This window comes from Bradyrhizobium sp. UFLA05-112 (assembly GCF_053572325.1).
Genome location: NZ_JBANBK010000062.1, coordinates 1 through 22480 on the forward strand (window position 1 = coordinate 1; position 22480 = coordinate 22480).

Here is a 22480-nt window from a genome sequence, read left to right on the forward strand (position 1 = left end):
AGACTGGATCAATCCCCGCTAGGCGTGAGCACCCTGGTCGGCCAAGTCGCCAACAGGCGCGTCTTCGAATGATTGGGCGAACGCTCCCTTATTCGGAAATGCCTGCTAAGCAGTTGATATCACTACAGGTGAATTCGGCCGTTTTTTCTAAACGCGGCTTGAAATCGTTGAATAATCAATCTGATTTTGATTCCGCCATTCGGAGGTTCGATCCCTCCCGCCCCAGCCAGCACTAAGCTGCTGAGTTCGTTAGGTAAGCGGTCTATTTCCGCCAAATTGTTGGGTGCGTTTGGAAATGGAGCTTGGCAAGCTCGGTCCAAAATCGAACTAAGCGACCTCGCGCATCAAATCCACCATGTTGGCTTATCTCCGTTGCTTTCATCCAACATACACCGCGCGAGCTACTCGGGCAGGTCTGTTACGCCCTCATCGAAGAATAGGATATTACGGCGAACAAATCGGATCACCAGTCGAAATGATGCAATCGTGCGCAATGGGCGCCGTGCTTCAGTTCGCCCAGCGGATAAGCTCGGGGGGCGAGTGGCTCCCCCGCTACCAAAGCTCCGATTTTGCACGCCAAACTACGATTTCGTACGATTTGCTCTCGAGTCAGGCGCGGGTCTGAACTTTACGCCACGGATGATTCTGTCGGTGCTCATGCGCCCATCGGCATAGGCTGCCTTCGATGACATCCGTGCTAGTCGCGGTGTCGCAGCGCATTTACCAACAGGTCGAACGCTGCCGATGATTGTCGGCTCAGCGGGTAATAGAGATGGTACCCCGACCAAGGGACGCACCAATCTTCAAGCACTCTCGTGAGATTTCCCTTTAAGATGTGGGGCAGTGCGACGTCCTCAGGCACGTAAGCAACGCCGAAGCCAGCCACCGCCGCGTCGCCCACTTCGAAGATGCTATTGAAGACCAGTTGGCCCTCGACGCGCACCTTCACTTCATGCCCATTGTTTTCGAGTTCCCATGCGTACAGCCCGCCATAGGTAGGAAGCCGAAGATTTATACATTTGTGGTCGACAAGATCACCAGGGACCACCGGTGCGGGATGATTTGCGAAGTATGACGGTGAGCCGACGACCGCAAAGCGAACGTCGGGGCTGATGCGGACAGCAATCATATCCTTCGCGACCTGTTCACCGAGACGCACACCGGCGTCGTAGCGCTCGTCGACGATGTCGACGTTTCGGTTGTCCAGCGCAATCTCTACGTTGATGTCCGGATACTTTGCCAGAAGCTTTGCCAGCTTTGGCCAGAGAAAGGATCGAACCGGATGGTCGCCCGCAGTGATCCGGATGATTCCGGCGGGTCTATCCTGGTGTTCGCTCAAGTTCGCGAGCTCCGTTTCCAATTCGTCGAGTCGGGGAGCAACCGTTCGCAGCAGGCGTTCCCCGGCTTCCGTTGGATTGACGCCTCTGGTGTTGCGGGCTAGGAGCCGAACCCCAAGGCGTCCTTCGAGTCCGCGGATCGTGTGACTGAGCGCAGATTGCGAGACGCCGAGCTTCGCCGCGGCCCTCGTGAAACTGCGTTCGCGACCGACTGTCTTAAAGGCCCTCAGATCGTCCAAGTAGCCTCGTTGCATGACCGCCTCAGAACTCGCCAGGCCGTTGAAGAAGACGGGGCGCCATGGGCGGCGCGCCGTCGGGGTTAACCCATGTCGCCGAATTTGAGTTTCGACAAAGGCAGACTTCGGACGCGCTGGCCAGTGAGGGCGGCGATTGCGTTCGCCACTGCCGGCGGCACGCCAGGCAAACCGGGCTCTCCGATGCCACCCATGGGAGCGCCGCTTTCGACGATGCGCACATGCACGCGCGGCATGCGGTCGGGCGGAAGGATGGGATAGGCATCAAAGTTGCGCGCCTGCGGCACGCCCTTGGCATAGACCACTTCTTCCAATAGCGCCGATGAGAGGCCAAGTGCGACGGCCGAGTTGACCTGCGCCTCGATGATGGCGGGATTGACGATCCGGCCGGGATCGATGGCCACCCAAACATCATGCACCGTGACCGCACCGCCCTTGAGCGAAACCTCCGCGATGGTGGCAACCTCGCTGCCAAAAGGCGAGGCCATGGCAACACCGCGCGCACGTTTGCTGCCATCCGTTGCGGCGAAAGGACCGCGCTTCCATCCGCCCGAGAGTTCACCGACGGCTTCAAGGAGCCGCTTGTGCCGCGGCTTCTCCGCGAGCAAGCGGAGCCGGAGCTGATACGGATCTTGCTGACCCGCATCGGCAAGCTCATCGAAGAACGTCTCGTAGAAGAAATCGTTCATGGAGTGGCCAACGGAGCGCCAGAAGCCGATCATGGCCGGATCATCCACGACGACGTGAGCAATCCGGCGGTTCGGGATGGCATAGGGTTTCTCGGCGATGCCCTCGACCGCAGAACGATCCGCAGCATCAGGTTTGCGGCCGAACCAGCGGCCTACTGGGCCTTCGCCGACAGCCTCCGCTTCAAGTGCTACGGGCAGCCCGCTCGCATCAAGGCCGCCCCGGAAACGCACAAAACCCATCGGCCGCAGCGCGTCGCGCAGGAATTCTTCCTCCCGGCTCCAGATGACCTTGATCGGTCTGCCGGCCGCCTTGGACAGCAGAATGGCCTGGGTAGAGGGGCTGGCCGCCTCGTAGAGAAAATGCCGGCCGAAGAAGCCGCCCAGCATCGGCGAATGGATTTTCACCTTCTCGGGCGCAAGACTGGCAAATTTCGCGATAGATGCCTGGAATAGTTCCGGCGCCTGGTTGGGAAACCAGAGTTCAAGCGTGCCGTCGTCGTTCCATCGGGCAAGTGCCGAGGGCGGCTCCAATTGGCCATGTGCCAAATAGGGCGCATCATATGTGGCCGAAATCACCCGCGCTGCGCCGCTCAGAGCCGCGGACGCATCACCTGCGGTTTCCGCGGAAATGCCAGGCCCTGGAGTGGCAGCAAGCAAGGCTTTCCGTCCCTCTGACGAGAATTCCGCGGGCATCGAGCGCCGTGTGCCCGAGGGCGACTCTGTCCAAGTCACCTGAAGTGTCTCGACGGCGCGCCGAGCATGCCACCACCGCTCAGCAAGCACGGCGACCGCGCCCGGCAGCCGGTGAATGGAATGCACCCCAGGCATCGCATTCACCTCCGCCTCGTTAGCGAAGGCGGCAGGCTCGAGCCCAAGGCGCGGCGCATGCTGGACTGCGCCATGCAGCATACCGTCGACTTTCACGTCGATGCCATAGGTGACCTTGCCGGTGGACTTGTCGCGCACGTCGATGCGCGCGACCGGCTTGCTGATCCAGCGGAAATCCTTCTCCGCTCGAAGCGTAACGTTTTGAGGCACCGGCAATGCGGCGGCGTCACTCGCCAGTGCGCCGTATGCGATCGTGCGGTTGGAAGCCGTGTGGCGCACGCGCCCCGGCTCGGTGGAGAGGCTCGCGAGTGGGACGCGAAGGCGTGCGGCCGCAGCCTGCAGCAGCATCTGTCGCGCCGATGCGCCAACCCGGCGCATCGTTTCATAGCTCGATCGCACCGAAAAACTCCCGCCGGTGAATCGGTTGCCGTTCACGAGCAGATAGTCGGCCCCGGGTGGCGCGCATTCCACGGTGAAGGTGGCGGGATCGGCATCGAGCTCCTCGCCGACGATCTGCGCCAATGCGGTGGAGACACCCTGGCCCCCTTCCACGAAGGGACTGCGCAACAAGACGGTGCTGTCGGCGCGAATCTCCAGGAAGGCTGACACGCGCGGAGCCGCTTTTGCCGCAGCGGCGGCGTTCTGCGCCACCGCCTTGGTGCCGGGCAGTGCCACGCCAAGTACCAGCGCGCCGACCGAGGCACGGAGGAAGCCGCGCCGGGAGAGATTCATCGGCCTGCCGACATCCGCCATAGGTCGGAAATCATGATGCATGCTGCTCATGGCGTGCTCCTCAACCCTGCGCAACCTGGCGGACCGCGGCAGAGATCGCGTTGTAAGTGCCGCAGCGGCACAGATTGACCATTGCGGCCGCAATGTCCTGATCGCTGGGTTTGGGGGTCTGCTTCAAGAGGGCGGTGGCCGCCATCACCTGACCGGATTGGCAATAGCCGCATTGCGGCACCTGGTTGGCAACCCACGCGTCCACGACGCGGCGGCCGACTGCGTCGTCAGTGACGGCTTCGATGGTGGTGATGGATTGGCCCGCAACGCTGCTGATGGGCGTAATGCAGGATCGAGTGGCCTGACCATCGATCAGCACGGTGCAGGCGCCACACTGGGCAATGCCACAACCGTACTTCGTTCCGGTCATGCCGAGCTCGTCGCGGATCACCCAGAGAAGAGGCGTGTCGGCCTCCATCTTCACCTGGTGAGTCTTGCCGTTGATGGTCACTTCCATGAAACTGCTCCTCAAATTATCCTCTTGAGACGCGACGTTTGCGGGCCTTCAGCGCAGGACAAGACGCGCGGTGAGGAGCAATGTCTAACCCGGGCGCCAGCCCTGAATTAGATGGCCGAGTTCGCATGAACTTATGAGCCGATTTGATCAATCAGTCGAAGGACTATCAGCCGCGGTAGCGCAGCGCATCCACCAGAAGAGAAAAGGCAGCCGACTGGTGCCGGCGGCTCGGATAGAAAAGGTGATAGCCCGAATAGGGTGGGCACCAATCCTCGAGAACCCGCTTGAGGCGGCCCTTTGTGAGATACGGTTTTGCCCAGCCCTCCGGCACGTAGGCAAGCCCCATTCCCGCCAGGGCGGCATTCAGGATCTGGGACGTCGTGTTGTAGGTCAGCTGGCCTTCGACGCGCACCCTCAGTTCGCGGCCGCCCCTCTCAAATTCCCAGGCGTAGAGCCCGCGATGGGTGGGCAGGCGCAACGTGATGCACTTGTGGCCGATCAAGTCCTGCGGTTTCTTCGGGAGTTGCCGGTTCTTGAAGTACGAGGGAGCGCCGACGACGGCCATTCGCATGTCAGGCGCAATGCGCACCGCGATCATGTCCCTTTCGACCTGCTCACCGCTTCTCACGCCGGCGTCAAAGCCTTGCGCGACGATATCTGTCAATCCGTAGTCGATAACGACCTCGACTTTGATGTCGGGATAGTTCGGTAGAAGTTTTGCCAGTTTCGGCAGCAGGATCGCATCTGCGGCATATTCGGTGGCCGTGATGCGAATCGTGCCCGCCGGCTTTTCGCGAAGCTCGCGGATGGCCGCAAGTTCGGACTCGATCTCCTCTAGCCGCGGAGCAGCCATTCGAAGCAGGCGTTGGCCCGTCTCCGTCGGCGCGACACTGCGCGTGGTGCGCGTCAGCAGCCGCACACCTAGGCGCGCCTCGAGTTCGCGGATGGTGTAGCTCAGTGCCGATTGTGACACACCGAGCTTGGCCGCTGCCCCTGTAAAACTACGCTCGCGCGCGACCGCCACAAACGCCAAGAGATCGTCTAGCTTCCCGCTCTGCATTTATCGAGCCTGTTTATAAGTCCATGCCGATTATAGCGGCTAGTCGCTGCCGTTGCGCGCGCTAAATCAGCGCGTGACGGCGTGCATCCCGGAACGGGGACCGCCATGACAGTGATGGAGAAGGCGCGACGAAAGCGTCGCGAGACCCGGTGACGACTGAAATTGCTTCCGAAAACCGCACGCTCTCATACCGACCGGCAGCTTGGGGGGCCGTACTTGCGCTGACGCTGTGCGTCTCGACGCTCATCGCGTCGGAATTCATGCCGGTCAGCATCCTGACCCCGATCGCTTCCGACCTCCATCTGACCGAAGGTGCGGCGGGCCAGGCGATCTCGGTTTCCGGCTTGTTCGCGGTCATAACCAGCCTCTGCATTGCGACGATCACCCGGGGGCTCGATCGTCGAGCGCTGCTGCTTGGACTGACCCTTCTGATGCTGTTGTCGGGCCTTCTGGTCGCCTTCGCGCACAATTTCGTCGTGCTCATGATGGGCCGTGCTCTGCTCGGCGTGGTCATCGGCGGTTTCTGGTCGATGTCGGCGGCGACGGTGATGCGGCTGGTGCCCGAGAATCAGGTGCCCCGCGCGCTCGCGACATTGAACGGGGGTAACGCGCTGGCTACCACCATCGCCGCGCCGCTGGGCAGCTTCCTCGGCCAGTACATCGGTTGGCGCGGCGCGTTCTTCCTGGTTGTGCCGCTTGCCGCGATCACCTTCGCCTGGCAATGGCTCACTCTGCCGTCCATGCTCTCCGACCGCGCCAATCGCCAGCCAAGCGCCCTGGGCGTCCTCGGCCGCCCGAATGTTCGCTTCGGAATGGCCTCGGTCGCGCTGCTGTTTGCGGGCCAATTCGCGCTTTTCACGTATCTGCGGCCGTTTCTGGAGAGCGTCACGCGCCTCGAAGTTTCCATGCTCTCGCTCGTGCTCCTCGCCATGGGGGGCGCGGGCATGGTCGGCACGTGGCTGATCGGCCACATGGTGTCGCGCAGCCTGTCGCTGACCTTGATCCTAGCGCCGGTGGCGCTCGCGGCGCTCGCATGCGGCCTGGTCGCGCTTGGAACGCTCGCCGGGCCTACGGCGCTATTTCTGACGCTTTGGGGGATGATCGGAACGGGCACGCCTGTCGCCTGGTGGACGTGGGTCGCGCGCCGCTTTCCGGCTGACGCCGAAGCCGGTGGAGGGCTCATGGTCGCGGTCGTTCAACTCGCAATCACGCTTGGCGCAGCCGGTGGCGGCCTCCTGTTTGATGCCGCCGGTTATCGAGTGACGTTCCTGGCAAGCGCCGGCGTGCTGGTCGCTGGCGCACTGTTCGCCGGTTTGGACGCCCGTGCCGCTCGAGTAAGCGAGCGAAGTCGCTTCACGAGCGACTCTGCCGCGCAATCCGACGCCGGAATGCGGTGCGCGCAACGGCAACGCTCGGCTTAGCCCGAAGGAGAGATACCATGGATTATTCACATCTCGGCAGGACCGGCCTCAAGGTAAGCCGGCTTGCACTTGGCACCATGAACTTCGGCGAGTTGACCGACGAGACAACCAGCTTCTCGATCATGGACGAAGCCCTGAACGCCGGCATCAACTTCTTCGACACGGCCGACGTGTATGGTGGGCCCCAGTCGCCGGAGATGGCGAAGGGGTTTGGTATATCCGAGGAGATCATTGGCCGGTGGCTGGCGCAAGGCGGTCGCCGCGAGAAAATTGTGCTGGCGACCAAGGTGTACCAGCCGATGGAGACTGGTCCGAACGACCGCCGTCTTTCAGCCTACCACATTCGACGCGCGTGCGAGGCGAGCCTGAAGCGGCTGCAGACCGATCACATCGACCTCTACCAGATGCACCACATCGACCGTGCGACCCCGTGGGAGGAGATCTGGCAGGCGATGGGGCAACTCGTCCGTGAAGGCAAGATCACCTATGTCGGCAGCAGCAACTTTGCGGGTTGGGATATCGCCACTGCTCAATGCGCGGCTGCCTCGCGCAACCTACTTGGTCTTGCTTCCGAGCAGAGCCTCTACAATCTCTCTCAGCGGACCATCGAATTGGAGGTGATCCCGGCGGTGCGGCACTTCGGTGTCGGCCTCATTCCTTGGAGCCCGATCGGCATGGGCATTCTAGGCGGTGTGCTGCGCAAGATAGCCGACGGTCGCCGGGCTTCGCCTCTGCTCCAGGCGCGCATCGATCAAATGCGTCCTCGATTGGAGGCCTACGAGGCTCTGTGCGGCGAGCTTGGCGAAACGCCCTCGGAGGTCGCGCTGGCCTGGGTGCTGCACAATCCGGTCGTCACCGCCGCGATCAGTGGACCGCGTACTGTGGAGCAACTTCGTCAGAATCTGAGTGCGCCTTCGCTGAAGCTCGGAGAAGAGACACTGGCTAGGCTGGACGAGATCTGGCCGGGACCGGGCGGCGAGGCCCCGGCTGCTTATGCCTGGTAGAGGCGGCTCAGTCATGGCCGTGGGCATCGAGCAGGGAAAGATCTCGGCAGTGGCGCCGATACTGCTGCCGATCATGGGTGTAGTGTTCGTCGCCTTCCTCATCATAGGCATTGCCATGCCGGTTCTTCCGCTCCATGTACACGATGCTCTGGAGCAAAGCACGTTTGTGGTTGGTCTGGTCGCCGGCAGCCAGTTCGCAGCCTCGTTGGTCTCGCGCCCCTGGGCTGGTCACTACTCGGATACGCGTGGAGCGAAGCGCGCAGTGATCGCGGGTTTACTGGCAGCCTCGGCAGCCGGATTATTGTACGCGCTGTCGCTTGGTTTCAGCGGCTCCCCCACTATTTCGGTTGCCATTCTTCTTCTGGGGCGCGGCGTGCTCGGCGGCGCCGAGAGCTTCATCATCACGGCTGCGGTCAGTTGGGGACTGGCGCTCGTCGATACCCGAAACACGGGCAAGGTCATCGCGTGGGTAGGCTCGGCGATGTTCGCGGCTATCGCCGTTGGGGCGCCGGCAGGATCGGCCCTCTACGACGCTTACGGTTTCGTTGCCGTAGCTGTCGCCACCACGGCAGCTCCGCTGGCCACGTTGCTCCTCGTTGTGCCCCGTCCGACGGTCGCGCCCGTCCAGCACGCCCGCTTCTCTTTCGCTCAAGTTCTAGGCGCTGTGTGGGTGCCCGGGCTGGGCTCCGCACTTGGCAGCGTGGGCTTCGGTGCGGTGACCACGTTCGTCGCGTTGCTATTCGCCAGCCGCGGCTGGGCGAACGGGTGGCTTGCCTATTCGGCTTATGCCGGCGCCTTCATCTTGGCTTGCGTTTTTTTCAGTCACTTGGCAGACGCAATCGGTGGGGCGAAGGTCGCGTTGTTCTGTGCATTGATCGAAGCGCTTGGCCAATCCCTGATCTGGCTGGCGGCTCGCCCTGAGATGGCGCTCGCCGGAGCCGCGCTGACGGGGTTCGGCTTCTCGCTGGTGTACCCGGGCTTCGGCGTCGAAGCGGTACACCGCGTGCCAGCACACAATCGAGGCCTGGCCATGGGAGCCTATACGGCTTTTCTGGATCTTGCCCAGGGTGTCGCAAGTCCGGCGCTTGGTCTGGTCGCGGCTGGGGCGGCGTTGAATGCCGTGTTCCTCACCAGCTCCGGCATGGTTCTATGTGCCGCGGTGGTCGCGGTCTGGCTGATGGCACACCCGACTGCAGACCGTTCAACTGCGAGACTTACGAAGGGAGACAGTGAATGCCCCACGTGATCGTGAAGATGCAACCCGGGAGATCGGAGAAGCTAAAGAGCGCCCTCGCCGAGGCGGTGACGCGGGCGGTCGTCGATACGCTGAAGATCGGCGATGAATCGGTATCGGTCGGCATCGAGGATGTTCAGTCGCAGGATTGGACCCGACAAGTCTACGAACCCGACATCCTCGCAAAACCCGATACCATCTATAAGAAGCCCGGATACGACCCCCGTTGACCTTGACAAGCCCATCGAAGGGCAGTGCGGACGACTTTGCCGCCGGCCTTCACCGGTTACCTCGTCGTCGCTTCGTCGCCGCGTTGACGGCGAGCGTCCTTGTGCTGCACGCAGCCTTCGCTCAGGCTGGCGCGAATGACCCACAAAACGGAGGAACGGCGCTGATGCGGATCCGTTGTCGCTTCGAACAACAGGTCTTCACGGTGACGCTGCTGGAGAATCCGACAGCTCGGGAGTTCGCAGCGATGCTACCTCTTGATCTCGCTATCGAGGATTTTTCGAACAACGAGAAGATCGCGTATTTGCCGCGCAGATTGGCAGAGCAGGGCGGCGGCGGTTCTTTCTCCAAGGAAGCTGCTGGCGACCTTTGTTACTACGTGCCGTGGGGCAATCTCGCTTTCTTTCACGGCGATTACAGATACTCGAGCGGTTCGATCAGGCTCGGCCGCCTGGACGGCGGTCCGCAGCCGCTACTCACGCGTGGCAAGTTCCAGCTGCGCATCGAGCATCTTTCAGCAGGTTAAGGCGACGAGGAGTAGCCATGTTTGCGACAGTCATGTACGGCGCCCGCGATGTCCGCTTCGAAAAGGTGGATGATCCCGAGATCATGAAACCGACCGATGCGATCATCAAATTGTCGGCGACTTGCATCTGCGGATCCGACCTATGGCCTTATCGCGGTTTGCAGCCGACCGATGCGCCTGCCTATATGGGTCACGAATACTGCGGCGTCGTCATCGAAGTCGGCAGCGAGGTCAGGACCGTTCGCCCCGGTCAATTCGTCGTCGGCTCTTTCTGCCTCTCCGACAACACGTGTCCGCACTGCAAATTCGGCTTCCATTCATCTTGCGTGCAGCGCGAATTCATGACGGGCGCTCAAGCGCCTTATGCGCGCGTTCCGCTGGCCGACGGAACGCTCGTCGGTTTGGCAGATATGCCTGGCGATGAACTCATTCCACACCTGCTGGCAACCTCGGATGTTCTGGGCACCGGTTGGTACGCTGCCGACGCAGCGGAAGTCCGGAAAGGTGGGACAGTCGCCGTTGTCGGTGACGGGGCGGTGGGATTGATGGGCGTGCTGGCGGCGAAAGAAATGGGCGCCGAACGCATCATCACGATGAGCCGGCACAAAAGCCGCCAAGAACTCGCCCGAGACTTCGGTGCCACGGACATCGTGGCCGAGCGTGGTGTGGCAGGCGCCGAGCGCGTGAAGGATCTGACCGGCGGCATCGGGGCTGATTCGGTTTTGGAGTGCGTGGGCACGCAAGAATCCATGACGCAGGCCATCGAGTCGGTACGGCCGGGCGGCTCCATCGGTTACGTTGGTGTCCCACACGGTGTGACCTTCGACGGTCAAGCCATGTTCTTTTCTCAACGGCGCATGTTGGGTGGCCCGGCGCCGGTCCGGCGGTTCTTGCCCGATCTGATGGACCGGGTCATGAAGGGAAGGATCCTTCCGGGCAAGGTTTTCGATCTGACGCTTCCGATCGCGGATGTCGCGGAAGGCTATCGCGCGATGGACGAGCGGCGCGCGATCAAGACCATGCTCAAGGTTTGAAGTCGACGATCACGGCGAGCGGAAAGGAAGACAGGATGCAAATCAAACGAAACGGCGAGCAGCCCTCTCAGAAGGGCCCTGAAGACTGGTTTATCGGCCGTGTGCGGATCGATCCGCTGCACACCGCTCCTGCTCCGGCGCGCGTCGCGGGTGCCTTGGTCACGTTTGAGCCCGGCGCCCGGACCGCGTGGCACACCCATCCGCTCGGTCAGACGCTGATCGTGACCTCCGGCTTTGGTTGGGTGCAGCGCGAGGGCGGACCGGTGGAGGAGATCCGGCCCGGCGACGTAATCTGGTTCGAGCCCGGCGAGAAACACTGGCACGGCGCCTCGCCCACAACGGCGATGAGTCACATCGCTATCCAGGAAGCGCTCAACGGCAGCCCGGTGGAATGGATGGAGAAGGTAAGCGAGGACCAGTATCGGAAGTGACGCGCGGCCCTGTCGAGTGCATCTGAAGCATCTGGAGGCAGCGTATGGCCATCGTATTCATCACTGGCAGCACGGACGGTCTCGGCCGGGCGGCGGCGCAATCGCTCCTTGATCAAGGTCACCGAGTAGTGCTGCACGCGCGATCGAGCGACCGCGCCGCAGCGCTCAGAGAACTCGCGTCGCGCGCTGAGGGAGTTGTGATCGGGGACCTGCAGAGCGGCACCGAGACGCGGAGCGTCGCGGATCAGGTCAACGCGATCGGGCGCATGGACGCGGTCATCCACAATGCCGGCATCTACATTGCCCCGAACCGCGGATCGACGCCCGAAGGACATCCCGTCGTTCTGGCTGTGAACACACTTGCTCCGTTCATGCTGACGGGCCTGATCGAGCGCCCCCGCCGATGGGTCTATCTCAGCAGCGGCCTTCACCGCGGAGGAGAAGGGTCTCTAGGCGACCTCGATTGGACGAAGCGCACCTGGAATCCGGCATGCGCCTATGCCGAAAGCAAGCTGCATGCTGTGGCGCTCGCTTTCCTCCTCGCCCGGCGGTGGCCGAAAGTCCGCAGCAACGCGGTCGATCCTGGCTGGGTGCGCACCCGGATGGGGGGTGCGAGCGCGCCGGTCGACATCGACACGGGGCAGCGCACGCAGAGCTGGCTCGCCGTCAGCACAGAACCCGCGGCCATGGTCAGCGGTCGCTACTGGCATCACCTCAAGCCGGAAGAGCCAGCGGCCGAAGCAACTGACGGGGCCTTCCAGAACGAGATGGTCGATCGCCTTCAAGAACTCACCGGCGTAGTGCTTCCCTGAAGGGGTGTCTCGGCGGGTGTGGGGAAAAGAGGTGCGCTCGCCGCTACCAACTCCCACGATGTCTATGGCATCCTGCGATTTGCTACCACTTCGCATCTGATGGTAGCTAGCACCAGACCCGAATCCGGGCGGATATCTGGTCGTCGATAGCTCTGGCTGAAGACCGAGGACCGTAGTACGAGGCGAGTCCGCCGAAGATCACCGTCCCGCGGTTATTAGTCGTTGGCTGCCCAAAGCGCCGCACAGAGGGCTTCAGTCACTTGCTTCGTCTTTGCCTTGCCGCCGAGATCGGGCGTGTGCAACTTTGGATCCATTGTCACGCGCTCTACGGCCCTTATCAGGCGGTCGGCTGCGGGCTTTTCGCCGAGGTGCTCTAGCATCATGGCCGCCGTCCAGAAGGTCGCGACCGGGTTGGCAATGCCCTTGCCGGTAATGTCAAACGCGGAGCCGTGGATCGGTTCAAACATCGAGGGCGCCTCGCGCTCGGGGTTGATGTTCGCGGTTGGCGCAATACCGAGAGAGCCAGCCAAGGCTGCGGCTAGATCTGAAAGGATATCAGCGTGGAGGTTGGTTGCCACGATCGTATCGAGGCTCTGCGGTTTCATCACCATGCGCATCGTCATGGCGTCCACTAGCATCTTGTCCCACGTCACGTCGGGGAATTCCTCGGCGACCTCCGTCGCGACCTCATCCCACATAACCATTGCGTGCCTTTGTGCGTTCGATTTGGTGACGACTGTCAGCAGCTTGCGAGGACGCGATTGCGCCAACTTGAAAGCGTACCGAATGATTCGTTGCACGCCTGGCCGCGTCATCACCGAAACATCCTGCGCAACTTCCATCGGAAGGCCCCTGTGTACACGGCCACCGACCCCGGAGTATTCGCCTTCCGAATTCTCGCGAACGATGACCCAGTCCAGCTCAGGCCCCGACACATGTCGTAGTGGGCTGGTGATACCTGGCAAAATGCGGGTCGGCCGCACGTTTGCGTATTGATCGAGCGGCTGGCAGATCGCCAACCGGAGGCCCCATAGCGTGGTGTGATCGGGGATATCCGGGGCGCCCACAGCGCCGAACAGGATGGCGTCAAACTTCCGAAGTTGGGCCGCGCCGCTTTCAGGCATCATGACACCGTGCCTCTTGTAATAGTCAGATCCCCAGTCGAATTCCGTGAAATTCAGCTGGAAGCCGCCATCCCGCTTGGCGCAAACCTTGAGCGCGTCAATCGCCGCGTCAACAACTTCAGGCCCGATACCGTCACCGGCTACTGCGGCGATGTTGTAGGTTTTCATAGTTTGTCTCTTGTTTGACTTGTCATTCCTCGAAGGGAACGTTGTTGGCTTCAATAACGCGCTTCCAGCGCGCGAGCTCGGTTTTCATCATGTTCGCTAGCTCCTGCGGATTGCGAATCTCGACATTGAACCCCAATGATTTTATTTGCTGTTGGAGGAGCGGATCGTCGGCCGCGTCGGCGAAACTTTTGTAGAGCTTCATAAGCCGGTTCGGATCTGTGTTTCGAGGAGCCAGGAATGCGTACCAGAGCTTTGCATCGACATTTGGAAGTCCAACATCCTTCATTGTGGGAACGTTAGGCATCGCGGCAACATGCGTGTTCGCCGTAACGGCCAGGAATTGCAGTTCCGCGGAGTCGATGAATGGTGCGGCATCGGCGACCGAAACGATGCCGAAATCGATGTGCGCTCCCAGAATGGCCTGCAGCACATCTGGATTCCCGCGGAACGGGACATGCGTGGCTTTGCCGTTGATATCGTTGAGGAGGAGGAGGGATGTCAGGTGGCCAATGGTGCCGACGCCGCCAGAGCCGAAGGTCAGATTTCCCTTTCTTGCACCTGCGATGAAGTCGTCCATCGAGCCGAATTTGAGCCCTGATCGGACAACGAGAACGAGCGGCACACTCCCAATTCCGGCGATCGGTCGAAAGTCGGTTTCGATGTTGTAGCGTGCCGTCTTTCTGATTGCGACTGCGCCGACAGCGGAGGAAGGCAACCCCACGATCGTGTAGCCGTCAGGCTCGGCTTTGGCCGCGGCCGTCATGCCGATCATGGTGCTGGCGCCGGGACGGTAGTCGTAGACAAATGGCTTGCCGACAATGCGGGCTGCCCTCTCGGTGAAGGCACGCGCGATCACGTCCCCTGGTCCTCCGGGTGGATTCGGGATGATGATTTTGATCGGCTGGACAGGATAGTCGTCGGCCAGGAGGGCTCCGGAGGCCGCGAGATAGCAAAGTAGCCAGATAGCCAATGAGAGCAGCCGGCTGATCCGCACGCAAGCACCCTTTTGGGAGGTAACAATTGAGCAGCTACTATTTCGACCGAGAAAAATTTACCTTCGTGCCGCCGCGGCCGCGCTAACGAAGCCGCAGCAGCATTATCTCTGAAATCGCATTCAGAAGGTCGGCAGAATGATTCTGAGGAATTCGGTCGGCTGAAGCGCCTTGATCGCGACTGGTCCTTCTCCCTTCTGAAATTCGAATGCGCTCCGCTCGCCGTGGTGGCTCTTTCCGTCAACCGTCACCGCGCCTTTGCTCAGGAAAAGGATCTCGATGGATGACTGCATGCCCGCGGAAAAGGTGGCGCCCTCATCCAGGCGGATCAGTCCGATACGGGTGTTGCGCTCGGTAAAGGTACCGAGGGTTTTCGTTGAGACACCTTTCTGCTCCGTCGGCATCCAGTCGTATGCCTCAGGATCCATAATGATGAAATTGTCATATCGAGGTTTGCTATACACGGACGGCTTTCCGGTCGCCTCCTCGTAACATGCTTCAGAGCCGTCCTTGTTGTGTCGCTGGCCCTTGTCGTCGACGTATGTATAGATGCCCTCCTTGAATGTGCCTTTCTTCGCAAGCGCCGCGTTGGCAGCTTCTCTTTGGGTGGGGCTGAGAAATCCTTGTCCGCTCGCACCGCCAAACTGGCAGACCATCATCTCCAGGCCTTCTGGTCGATCTTGGGGTCCATAGTGGACGCTTTCGGGGAAATAGCCCACCGAGCCTTCCTTCATCACGACACCCTTGGCGATCGGATACTGGCCCTTGAGGACGTAGCGGACCTGATCGAAGGTATGGCGGTGACGCGGAGTGGACCATCCTCCGCCGCCGGTGCGCCCAACGTTCAGGAGATAATTGTTTGGCGAGTTATCCTCGCCAAGCAGCAAGAATTTTTGGTCGAGAACACCTTCACGCATGCTGCCCACGCGGCTGCCCGGTGCGGTTGAGGCTTCACCTACTCTCATCACTTCCTCCTGTCGTGGTGGTCGACCACCTGTGTCTGTGTTCTGTACTACCCAACACGAGCGCAGGCGTCACGAGCCTGCAAGCCGGGGGTATAAGGCGAGGCTATCGCCTCGTACTGACGCGCCTTCATTTGCTGTTAGGATGCGCAGCGAAAACTCACTGACGACTCTCTGTTCGGCCTTCGGAAGGCCGTGTCCGAGTGTCCCGGTTGCAGGAGCACGCCAAGGCCCCGGCCCAGGCGGATGATGGAGGTCCAAGATGAAGGTTTGCGTATACGGGGCCGGCGCTGTTGGTGGACACCTCGCAGGCAGGTTGGCCAAAAGCGGTCTGGAGGTCTCACTTATCGCCAGGGGAGCGCATCTTGCTGCGATCGAGAAGAATGGGCTTCTAGTCGAAACGAGAGAGGACGTGCTTCACAGTCGGCCGATCGCCACGGACGATCCCAAGCGGCTTGGGACTCAGGATGTGGTGATCGTCACGCTCAAGGCGCCATCATTGCCTCAAGCGGTTGAGGGACTAGGTACATTGTTGCGAGAGGATACACTGGTCGTCTTTGCCATGAACGGAATTCCCTGGTGGTATTTTCACGCTCACGGTGGTCCGCTCGAGGGGACGAGATTGCCTCGCGTCGATCCCGGTGATGTCGTGTGGCGGACCGTCGGCCCCGAGCGGGCCGTTGGAGCCGTCGCGTATACTGCATGCACTGTAAAGGCTCCCGGAGTGATCCACGCCGAGAATCCGCGGAACCGCTTGATCATCGGACGTCCCGACGGCGCGGCCGATCCGCGCCTTCGATCTTTGGTCGATGCCATGATCTCTGGCGGCCTCGAAGCCGAAACGTCCGCAAGGATTCGAGATGCTATCTGGGCGAAGTTGCTCATGAACCTCACGGGCGGGGCGCTCGCTACCCTGACCGGGTTCCCAATGAAGGAGGCGCTCTCGGACCCCGCAATAGCAACGGCCGCAGCCGCCATGACGAACGAAGGCGCCGAAATCGCAAGAGCGCTTGGCTGCGATCCCGGGAATCCAGAGGGTGGTCTGGCTCGTCTCTCCGAGTCGACACATAAGCAAAGCATTCTGCAAGACTTGGAGCATGGTCGACCGATGGAGGTCGATGCGATGCTGCGAGTTCCGCTGGATCTCGCGCGTCTGGCTAACGTATCAACACCGACTTTGGATCTGATCATCGGCCTCGCTGTTCAACGCGCGCGATCGGCCGGTCTATATGCAGGTTAGGACCGTGAATAGCAGATTGCGTCTGGTCGTATCTACGGCCAGACCGTAGCTGCTGGACTGGCGAGCTCTCCGTCCTAATGACGGGCAAACGACGGCGTATCACCAGTCAAGGACCAACCGCCCTGTCATCGATTTTGAAACGCAGGCGGCCATCAGCCGGTTGGACTTGCGCTCATTTGGCAGAAGGAAGGAGTCTCGGTGGTCTGGCACGCCCTCCAAAACGGTTGACAGGCACGCACCGCAAGTGCCTTCGAAGCATGAGGAGGGAATGGTCACTCCTGCCTCAGCGCATGCATCGATGATCGACTGGCCTGGTAGCACTGTTACGTCGATGTTTGACCGCTGGCATCGGACCGTGAAAGCCTCGAACGACCCTTCAGCGCCCTGGCGAGCGCCAGGCTTCGGCGCGAACCATTCGGTGTGGAACGATCTTCCGGCGGCAGTTGCGAATTTCTCCAAATCCAGGAGAAATCCTTCTGACCCGCATGCGTAGACTGCTGCAGCCGTGCCACTCTCGTTGAGAAGAGCCGCGAGATTGGGACGTCCCGTCTCCGAAGTTAAGTAAACGTGTGCGTCACTGAGCTCCCGGAGATGGTCTACGTAAGCGAGATCATCGCGGTTGCGCCCCACATAGTCGAGGCGCCACGGTATTCGTTGGGTACGCGCCGCATCTATCATCGACAGGATCGGCGTGATTCCGATTCCGCTTGCAAAAAAGTGGTAGCTCTCGGCTGGTTTGAGAGGAAAGTTGTTCCGCGGCGATCGCACGCAAACCGTATCTCCTATCTTCATCCGATGAATTGTCTCGGACCCGCCGCGTCCAGCTACTTCATGCAGAACGGCAATGCGCCAGATCCCTTGGTCGCTTGAACCTCCGACCAACGAATACGATCTTATCACGTTACCGGGAAGAACGAGGTCGATGTGCGCACCCGCAGTCCATTCCGGCAGGCCCGCGCCGGTGGATGCACGAAATTCTAGTTCAATAATGCCTTTCGCTAGCCGCCGGATGGCACCAATCTCCAGCACGTGTTCTCCCCGACCCGCTGGGATGGGTGCACCTGCGGTCTCGATCGACCGGGCACGGAATTTTATAGGTAGTCTGGATGGTCCGAGATGCGTCCAAGTGCTCAATTCCGGTTGGCCGGCAAGCACAAAGTCGTCGGTCATCGCCAACAGTTCTTCAGTTGCAACGCGCAGCTGCGCGCGAGCCAGCGCAGCTCCGATGCACCGATGGATGCCATAACCCATCGCGATATGTTTGTTGGGCCTGCGGTCAAAGTTCACCGTGTCGGCGTCTTCGAAAACGGCGGGATCACGGTTAGCCGCTGAGAGCATGAAACCGACCCTTGACCCCTTTGGGATCATTGTGCCCCTGATCTCGACATCGCACGTGGTCCGGCGCCCGATGACCCGCGCCGGGGTCCAGACCCGGAGAATCTCCTCAATCGCTTGCGGAATCAATCTCGGCTCGGTTCTTAGTCGCCTCTGATCGGAAGGCGTTGAAGCTAGATGGCGAATCATACTGCCGAGGGCGTTCGTGGTCGTCCCATGACCTGCTTGAAGAAACAGTCGAATGGTTCCGGCGACATCTTCGTGTGTTAGGCTGCGGCCGCCGACGGGCTCATTCAGCAGGGCACTGATGATGTCGTTGGGGTCGTACGGTGTCTTACGCCGAGTGTTGATCACGCCGTCGATGTACGAATAGATCTCGTCGTTACCTTCCTTGTGGGAGGTTGCGTCTCCAGCCGCGCCTGCATCGATGATCCGGTTTATAGTCGTCTTGATCCTCTGGGCGTCCTCAATGGATAGGCCAAGAAAGATGCATTGCACTCGAATAGGCATGAAAAACGTAAAGGATTCGACGACATCGACTTCCCCCAACGAGACGCATCGTCCGAGCAAGTCGCGTGCACTCCGACGAATAACCGGCTCAAGCAAACGAATACGATCCGGTGTGAAGAACCGATTCAGCAGGTCGCGGAATTGATCGTGTACCGGAGGATCCACCTCGGCCGGAGCGCGTGGCGGACGATCAGGCCCGGTGGCCTCCGGGATTGGCGTCTTTTGGGCGCTTGTGAACGTGCGATAATCCAATGCCGCCTTGGTGATGTCCTCGTACCTGGTTAGGGCATAAAAGCCGCCAAATCGCTCGCTCCACGCGACTGGACATTTCTCGCGAAGGTGCGCGTGAATTTCTGTCGGATCGCCGTGGTGAGCGGGATCGAGGGGATCCCAATCGGGGATTGGCTTTGACATTGTTGTGCTACTTCTTCAGCTGAACTTGTGCAGATGTTCCGGGCTCGGGCGGCCCCCTAAGGCGAGCCTCCGAGCCTCCGTTGTTGATGGCGCGATGACAACTACTCCGCCGCACGGAGTATGGCGCCGGTACTGGTGTTCGGCGTCGTCTCGGGTTCCAGGGCCTCGAGCGACCGTTGATTGGTCTCGATGCCAAAGAGCGCAAAGATCAAAGCCACGGCGACGTACATTCCGGCAATCGCGCCGATCACACCCCCGACCCCGTATCGATCGAAGAGCGTGAGGATAATGAAGGGGGAGGCGATCAGCCCGGCACGTCCGAACATCTGCGCGACCCCCGCGCCGCGGAAACGGTACTCAGTCGGAAAGAACTCGGGTGCGATGCCCGAGCCTAGAAACAAGAATACCGCGGCGCCTGCTGTCAGCAGAAAACCGCACAGCATGATTAGCGGAGGCGAGGTCAAGAACGGATAGATAGAGCCGAGAATGGCGCAGATGATACCGAACATGACAATACCCCAGCGCCGCCCAATACGATCAGCGAGCAACACGACCAGCAGCGATCCAACTGCGAAGCCCGCCATCATGGTGGTGTTATAGGCCAGCGATTTTGTGACGGTCAGGCCCTGCTTCACAAGGAAAGTTGGCATCCAGCCGGTCATCGTATACGAGCCAAACAGACAGGTGATGCTCACGATGATCGCAAGGAGGGTGCGTCCGATTACGGGGCGCGTCAATAGTACGGCCGCGCTGACGTGCCGCGGAGGAGACGTCGGCGCCACGACTATCGGGGGGAGGGGGCCATTTTGCGCAGCTTCCTGCTCGATGCCTTGCAGGACTTTTTCGGCCTCCTCCGCGCGGCCAACCTTTTCGAGCCAACGCGGCGATTCCGGCAGCTTACGCCGTTCCCACCATACCCACATCGTTCCCACGCCGCCGATAAAGAACATCGCCCGCCAACCGAGCGTGGGAATCACGAGCAGAGCGGTCATAGCCGTGACGAAGACGCCGACGCCCGCAAACACCGCAAACCAGCCGATATAGCGACCGCGCTCCTTGGGGGGCACGAATTCGGTGATGAGACCGTATCCCATTACGTACTCAGCACCCATTCCGACGCTCATGATGGCTCGTATGCAGATGAGCGCTTGCATGGAGGGAGCAAATGCTGAAACCAAGGCACAGAGCCCGAAAATCGCCAGGTTAAACTGGTACGCAAAGCGTCGGCCAAAGCGATCGCTTAGCCAACCCGCCATCAGGGCGCCGACCATTAACCCGGCAAACGTGACGGACATAAAAAGCGAATTCAGCTCGAGTGTGGACCAGCCACTCTGCAGCAGCGCCGCGAGGACTGAACTTGAGAGCGTGTTGTCGAAGGAATCGAAGAACACACCCATGCTGACGAGCCACAGCATGCGTCGATGGAACGGCCCGATTGGTAGACGGTCCATTCGCGCGCCAGCGTTGACCGCGGCCGTGAAAGGTATGTCCTGATTGGTTATCATAGAAGTCATTGTCTATCCTCTCCTCGTTTAGGTGAGCGCGTTGGCTCATCTTCTTGTGTTTGCCTCTGATCCAGTCAGGAGTTCTGCTGAAGGAGGTCTTCGGTTCTGTCCACTTCCCGCCAATGTAGAATTTTCGGTGCTGTTCCATATTCCGGTTCTGCTCTCGTAAGCCTCCCATGGAGCGAGGGTTCAATTGCTGTGGGTCAAGCCGCCGTCTGCGGCGATGGTTTGTCCGGTGATGAAGCCTGCCGCTCGCGTCGCGAGAAACATGACGAGGCCGACCAGGTCCTCGGGCATCTGACCGCGCGGTAGGCACTGCTCGCCGAGCACCCGCTGACGGAATTCCGGACTGGGGTTGTGCGTCCGATCGACCTCCGTCGCGACCGCGCCTGGACGGATGCAATTGACCGTGATCCCGAACGGACCGAGTTCGCGGGCCAGCGAGTTGGTCATCCCGATGATCGCGGATTTCGACGTGACGTAGTGAAGATAGTTGGCGACGCCCCGCGGCACGGAATCGGAGGAGATGTTGACGATGCGGCCCCAGCCTGCCTTGCGCATCGACGATGCGACGGCGCATACGGAAAGATAGGTGCCGGTTATGTTGACGCGCATGACCCGCTCCCATTCGTCGAACGGGATTTGATCGAACGGGACCTTGTTGAGGGTTGCAAAGATGGCGGCGTTGTTGATGAGCACGTCGATCCCGCCATAGACGTCAGCCAGAGTGCGCACCATGTTGTCCACGGACGAGCGATCTGCGACGTCCACACGAATGGCCTCGGCCCTTCCTCCCGCAGCCTTGATCTCTCGTTGGACCGCTTCGGCATTTGCTAAATTGATGTCCGCGACTGCCGCAATGGCCCCAGCGGCGGCGAATTGTCTAGCCATCTCGCGCCCGAGACCTTGACCCGCGCCCGTGATGAGCACAACGCGATCGGCGACGCTGAAATCTCGAGCGTGAGCTGGAACGCCGGAATCGGCCGGGGCGCGAATGGAAGTCCTGGCATCCATATTTGAACTCTCTTGTGCTTCAGTTGTAAATTCGAGTGCGGTAGCGTCAGAATGACGAGTGCCTAGCCGAACTGTCTGCGCATCTGGGTCGCAGCGCCGATGAGAAAAGAAAGATCGTTCCCGGTCGACACGTAGCGTGCGCCGAGCGCGATGAGGTCTCTGATCAGATCAGGACGCGAGCCAAGGCCACCTACGCCGAGAGCCTTTTGATGAGTTCGGCAGGCAGCGAGGCAACTCGCGTAAGCATCGCGAACGAGCGGATGGTCGAGCTGCCCCGGGACGCCGAGCGCGCCGCAGAGATCGTTGGTCCCCACGAGGAGGATGTCCACGCCATCAACAGCTGCGATCTCCTCGGCGGCGGCCAGACCCGAGGGTGACTCGATCATCGCGATGATCATCGTCGCCTCGTTCAGTTGTCGGATGGTATCTGCCGCCGGACCTGCGCGGAAATGCAATTGGGGTAGAAGGCCAGCCAGCGACCTGGTTCCGATCGGTGGATACTTCACGGCGCGCACAATGGATCGTGCGTCTTCCGCCGATCCTAGATGGGGCGCGATAATGCCGAGCGCGCCGCAATCGAGTACGCGAGCGATAAGGCTGGCATCGATGCTCGGAACCCGAACGAAAGGCGCTACCCCCAGGCTTATACATGCCAGGCAGATCTGGCTCACGGTGTCGAGGGAGAAGCCATTGTGCTCCAGATCGATATAGACACTGTCAAATCCGGCGGTGCGAGCGATGCTGGCAATCTCAACGCCTCGAACCAGCCGGACCGTCATGGAATAGACGGTCTGCTCGCGCGCCAGCTTTTCTCTGACGCAGTTTCGAAGCTGATCGTGTTCTGAAGCCATTCTCTTTCCGTTCGCAAAGTCGCTCGCGAGGCGAAGCTAAGACGGTCAACGCAAACGCGGATCTTCCGCGCCCTTGAAATATACATGTCTCGGCGAGAGCTTTAAGCGACAGTTCGGAAATGGCGGTTCGGAGATATAGTACCAGCTTATATGGCTGCGATCGCCGATACTTCCGTGCTACGCGCCGGTAGCGCAAAATAGCGATAGCCCCTGGCCTAGGTCGGCGGGCGCATATCGACGCAAAACGCCGTTACATGCGGCAAATGC

At 60.7% G+C, this 22480-nt stretch carries 20 protein-coding genes; 9 read left to right on the forward strand and 11 right to left on the reverse strand.

The window, feature by feature from the left end; genetic code table 11:
- Positions 1–697: 697 nt before the first annotated feature.
- The 4 genes from SO180_RS29520 to SO180_RS29535 form a co-directional block, all read right to left on the reverse strand.
- Entirely contained in the window at positions 698–1591 is an 894-nt protein-coding gene (locus SO180_RS29520; protein ID WP_449382347.1) for a LysR family transcriptional regulator, read from the reverse strand.
- Between the two features lie 65 nt (positions 1592–1656).
- Positions 1657–3891, reverse strand: coding sequence for a xanthine dehydrogenase family protein molybdopterin-binding subunit (locus SO180_RS29525; RefSeq protein ID WP_449382348.1), 2235 nt, complete (start codon positions 3889–3891; stop codon positions 1657–1659).
- 10 nt (positions 3892–3901) lie between these two features.
- Complete coding sequence (locus tag SO180_RS29530) at positions 3902–4348, reverse strand: (2Fe-2S)-binding protein (RefSeq protein ID WP_449382349.1); 447 nt, start codon at positions 4346–4348, stop codon at positions 3902–3904.
- Positions 4349–4514: 166 nt separating this feature from the next.
- On the reverse strand, positions 4515–5408 hold the full coding sequence (locus SO180_RS29535) for a LysR family transcriptional regulator (RefSeq protein WP_449382350.1): 894 nt from the start codon (positions 5406–5408) through the stop codon (positions 4515–4517).
- Between the two features lie 149 nt (positions 5409–5557).
- Between SO180_RS29535 and SO180_RS29540 the strand changes: the two genes are divergently transcribed.
- From SO180_RS29540 to SO180_RS29575, 8 genes are read left to right on the forward strand one after another with little or no spacing between them, the layout of a single operon-like run.
- The gene (locus SO180_RS29540) at positions 5558–6829 is read left to right on the forward strand and encodes an MFS transporter (RefSeq protein WP_449382351.1); all 1272 of its coding nucleotides are present in this window, start codon (positions 5558–5560) and stop codon (positions 6827–6829) included.
- 17 nt (positions 6830–6846) lie between these two features.
- Entirely contained in the window at positions 6847–7833 is a 987-nt protein-coding gene (locus SO180_RS29545) for an aldo/keto reductase (RefSeq protein ID WP_449382352.1), read from the forward strand.
- Between the two features lie 13 nt (positions 7834–7846).
- Complete coding sequence (locus SO180_RS29550; RefSeq protein WP_449382353.1) at positions 7847–9079, forward strand: arabinose transporter; 1233 nt, start codon at positions 7847–7849, stop codon at positions 9077–9079.
- Positions 9067–9297: a tautomerase family protein gene (locus SO180_RS29555; protein ID WP_449382354.1), complete on the forward strand. Its 231-nt coding sequence runs from the start codon at positions 9067–9069 to the stop codon at positions 9295–9297. The genes SO180_RS29550 and SO180_RS29555 overlap by 13 nt, the downstream gene beginning before the upstream one ends.
- Entirely contained in the window at positions 9294–9821 is a 528-nt protein-coding gene (locus tag SO180_RS29560; protein WP_449382355.1) for a cyclophilin-like fold protein, read from the forward strand. Before SO180_RS29555 ends, SO180_RS29560 begins: the two co-directional genes overlap by 4 nt.
- Positions 9822–9838: 17 nt before the next feature.
- Entirely contained in the window at positions 9839–10855 is a 1017-nt protein-coding gene (locus tag SO180_RS29565; protein WP_449382356.1) for a zinc-dependent alcohol dehydrogenase family protein, read from the forward strand.
- 35 nt (positions 10856–10890) lie between these two features.
- Positions 10891–11286, forward strand: a complete 396-nt coding sequence (locus SO180_RS29570; protein ID WP_449382357.1) for a (R)-mandelonitrile lyase — start codon at positions 10891–10893, stop codon at positions 11284–11286.
- A 44-nt stretch (positions 11287–11330) separates the two neighbouring features.
- Entirely contained in the window at positions 11331–12098 is a 768-nt protein-coding gene (locus tag SO180_RS29575; RefSeq protein WP_449382358.1) for an SDR family NAD(P)-dependent oxidoreductase, read from the forward strand.
- A 215-nt stretch (positions 12099–12313) separates the two neighbouring features.
- On the opposite strand, the gene SO180_RS29580 is transcribed toward SO180_RS29575, so the two are convergent.
- The 3 genes from SO180_RS29580 to SO180_RS29590 form a co-directional block, all read right to left on the reverse strand.
- A complete protein-coding gene (locus SO180_RS29580; RefSeq protein ID WP_449382359.1) occupies positions 12314–13390 on the reverse strand; it encodes a tartrate dehydrogenase in 1077 nt (358 codons plus the stop codon).
- 22 nt (positions 13391–13412) lie between these two features.
- Positions 13413–14384 (reverse strand): Bug family tripartite tricarboxylate transporter substrate binding protein, encoded by a 972-nt coding sequence (locus SO180_RS29585; RefSeq protein WP_449382360.1) that lies wholly within the window; start codon positions 14382–14384, stop codon positions 13413–13415.
- Between the two features lie 120 nt (positions 14385–14504).
- On the reverse strand, positions 14505–15347 hold the full coding sequence (locus tag SO180_RS29590; protein ID WP_449382361.1) for a hypothetical protein: 843 nt from the start codon (positions 15345–15347) through the stop codon (positions 14505–14507).
- 259 nt (positions 15348–15606) lie between these two features.
- On the opposite strand from SO180_RS29590, the gene SO180_RS29595 reads away from it, so the two are divergent.
- Positions 15607–16584: a ketopantoate reductase family protein gene (locus SO180_RS29595; protein ID WP_449382362.1), complete on the forward strand. Its 978-nt coding sequence runs from the start codon at positions 15607–15609 to the stop codon at positions 16582–16584.
- A gap of 99 nt (positions 16585–16683) precedes the next feature.
- Here the strand turns inward: SO180_RS29595 and SO180_RS29600 are convergent, their stop codons facing one another.
- The 4 genes from SO180_RS29600 to SO180_RS29615 form a co-directional block, all read right to left on the reverse strand.
- Positions 16684–18843, reverse strand: a complete 2160-nt coding sequence (locus SO180_RS29600; protein ID WP_449382363.1) for a cytochrome P450/oxidoreductase — start codon at positions 18841–18843, stop codon at positions 16684–16686.
- Positions 18844–18944: 101 nt separating this feature from the next.
- On the reverse strand, positions 18945–20357 hold the full coding sequence (locus SO180_RS29605) for an MFS transporter (protein ID WP_449382364.1): 1413 nt from the start codon (positions 20355–20357) through the stop codon (positions 18945–18947).
- Between the two features lie 180 nt (positions 20358–20537).
- A complete protein-coding gene (locus SO180_RS29610) occupies positions 20538–21362 on the reverse strand; it encodes an SDR family NAD(P)-dependent oxidoreductase (protein WP_449382365.1) in 825 nt (274 codons plus the stop codon).
- Between the two features lie 62 nt (positions 21363–21424).
- Positions 21425–22213 carry an HpcH/HpaI aldolase family protein gene (locus SO180_RS29615; RefSeq protein WP_449382366.1) on the reverse strand — a complete coding sequence of 263 codons (789 nt, stop codon included), beginning with the start codon at positions 22211–22213 and terminating at the stop codon, positions 21425–21427.
- Between the last annotated feature and the right edge of the window lie 267 nt (positions 22214–22480).

Bases quoted from the DNA above. Each gene is read 5' to 3' on its own strand.
- SO180_RS29545 (WP_449382352.1), top strand. From the start codon at position 6,847: ATGGATTATTCACATCTCGGCAGGACCGGCCTCAAGGTAAGCCGGCTT.
- SO180_RS29530 (WP_449382349.1), bottom strand. From the start codon at position 4,348: ATGGAAGTGACCATCAACGGCAAGACTCACCAGGTGAAGATGGAGGCC.
- SO180_RS29570 (WP_449382357.1), top strand. From the start codon at position 10,891: ATGCAAATCAAACGAAACGGCGAGCAGCCCTCTCAGAAGGGCCCTGAA.
- SO180_RS29520 (WP_449382347.1), bottom strand. From the start codon at position 1,591: ATGCAACGAGGCTACTTGGACGATCTGAGGGCCTTTAAGACAGTCGGT.
- SO180_RS29610 (WP_449382365.1), bottom strand. From the start codon at position 21,362: ATGGATGCCAGGACTTCCATTCGCGCCCCGGCCGATTCCGGCGTTCCA.
- SO180_RS29555 (WP_449382354.1), top strand. From the start codon at position 9,067: ATGCCCCACGTGATCGTGAAGATGCAACCCGGGAGATCGGAGAAGCTA.
- SO180_RS29565 (WP_449382356.1), top strand. From the start codon at position 9,839: ATGTTTGCGACAGTCATGTACGGCGCCCGCGATGTCCGCTTCGAAAAG.
- SO180_RS29575 (WP_449382358.1), top strand. From the start codon at position 11,331: ATGGCCATCGTATTCATCACTGGCAGCACGGACGGTCTCGGCCGGGCG.
- SO180_RS29615 (WP_449382366.1), bottom strand. From the start codon at position 22,213: ATGGCTTCAGAACACGATCAGCTTCGAAACTGCGTCAGAGAAAAGCTG.
- SO180_RS29595 (WP_449382362.1), top strand. From the start codon at position 15,607: ATGAAGGTTTGCGTATACGGGGCCGGCGCTGTTGGTGGACACCTCGCA.
- SO180_RS29605 (WP_449382364.1), bottom strand. From the start codon at position 20,357: ATGACTTCTATGATAACCAATCAGGACATACCTTTCACGGCCGCGGTC.
- SO180_RS29535 (WP_449382350.1), bottom strand. From the start codon at position 5,408: ATGCAGAGCGGGAAGCTAGACGATCTCTTGGCGTTTGTGGCGGTCGCG.
- SO180_RS29550 (WP_449382353.1), top strand. From the start codon at position 7,847: ATGGCCGTGGGCATCGAGCAGGGAAAGATCTCGGCAGTGGCGCCGATA.
- SO180_RS29600 (WP_449382363.1), bottom strand. From the start codon at position 18,843: ATGTCAAAGCCAATCCCCGATTGGGATCCCCTCGATCCCGCTCACCAC.
- SO180_RS29590 (WP_449382361.1), bottom strand. From the start codon at position 15,347: ATGAGAGTAGGTGAAGCCTCAACCGCACCGGGCAGCCGCGTGGGCAGC.
- SO180_RS29525 (WP_449382348.1), bottom strand. From the start codon at position 3,891: ATGAGCAGCATGCATCATGATTTCCGACCTATGGCGGATGTCGGCAGG.
- SO180_RS29580 (WP_449382359.1), bottom strand. From the start codon at position 13,390: ATGAAAACCTACAACATCGCCGCAGTAGCCGGTGACGGTATCGGGCCT.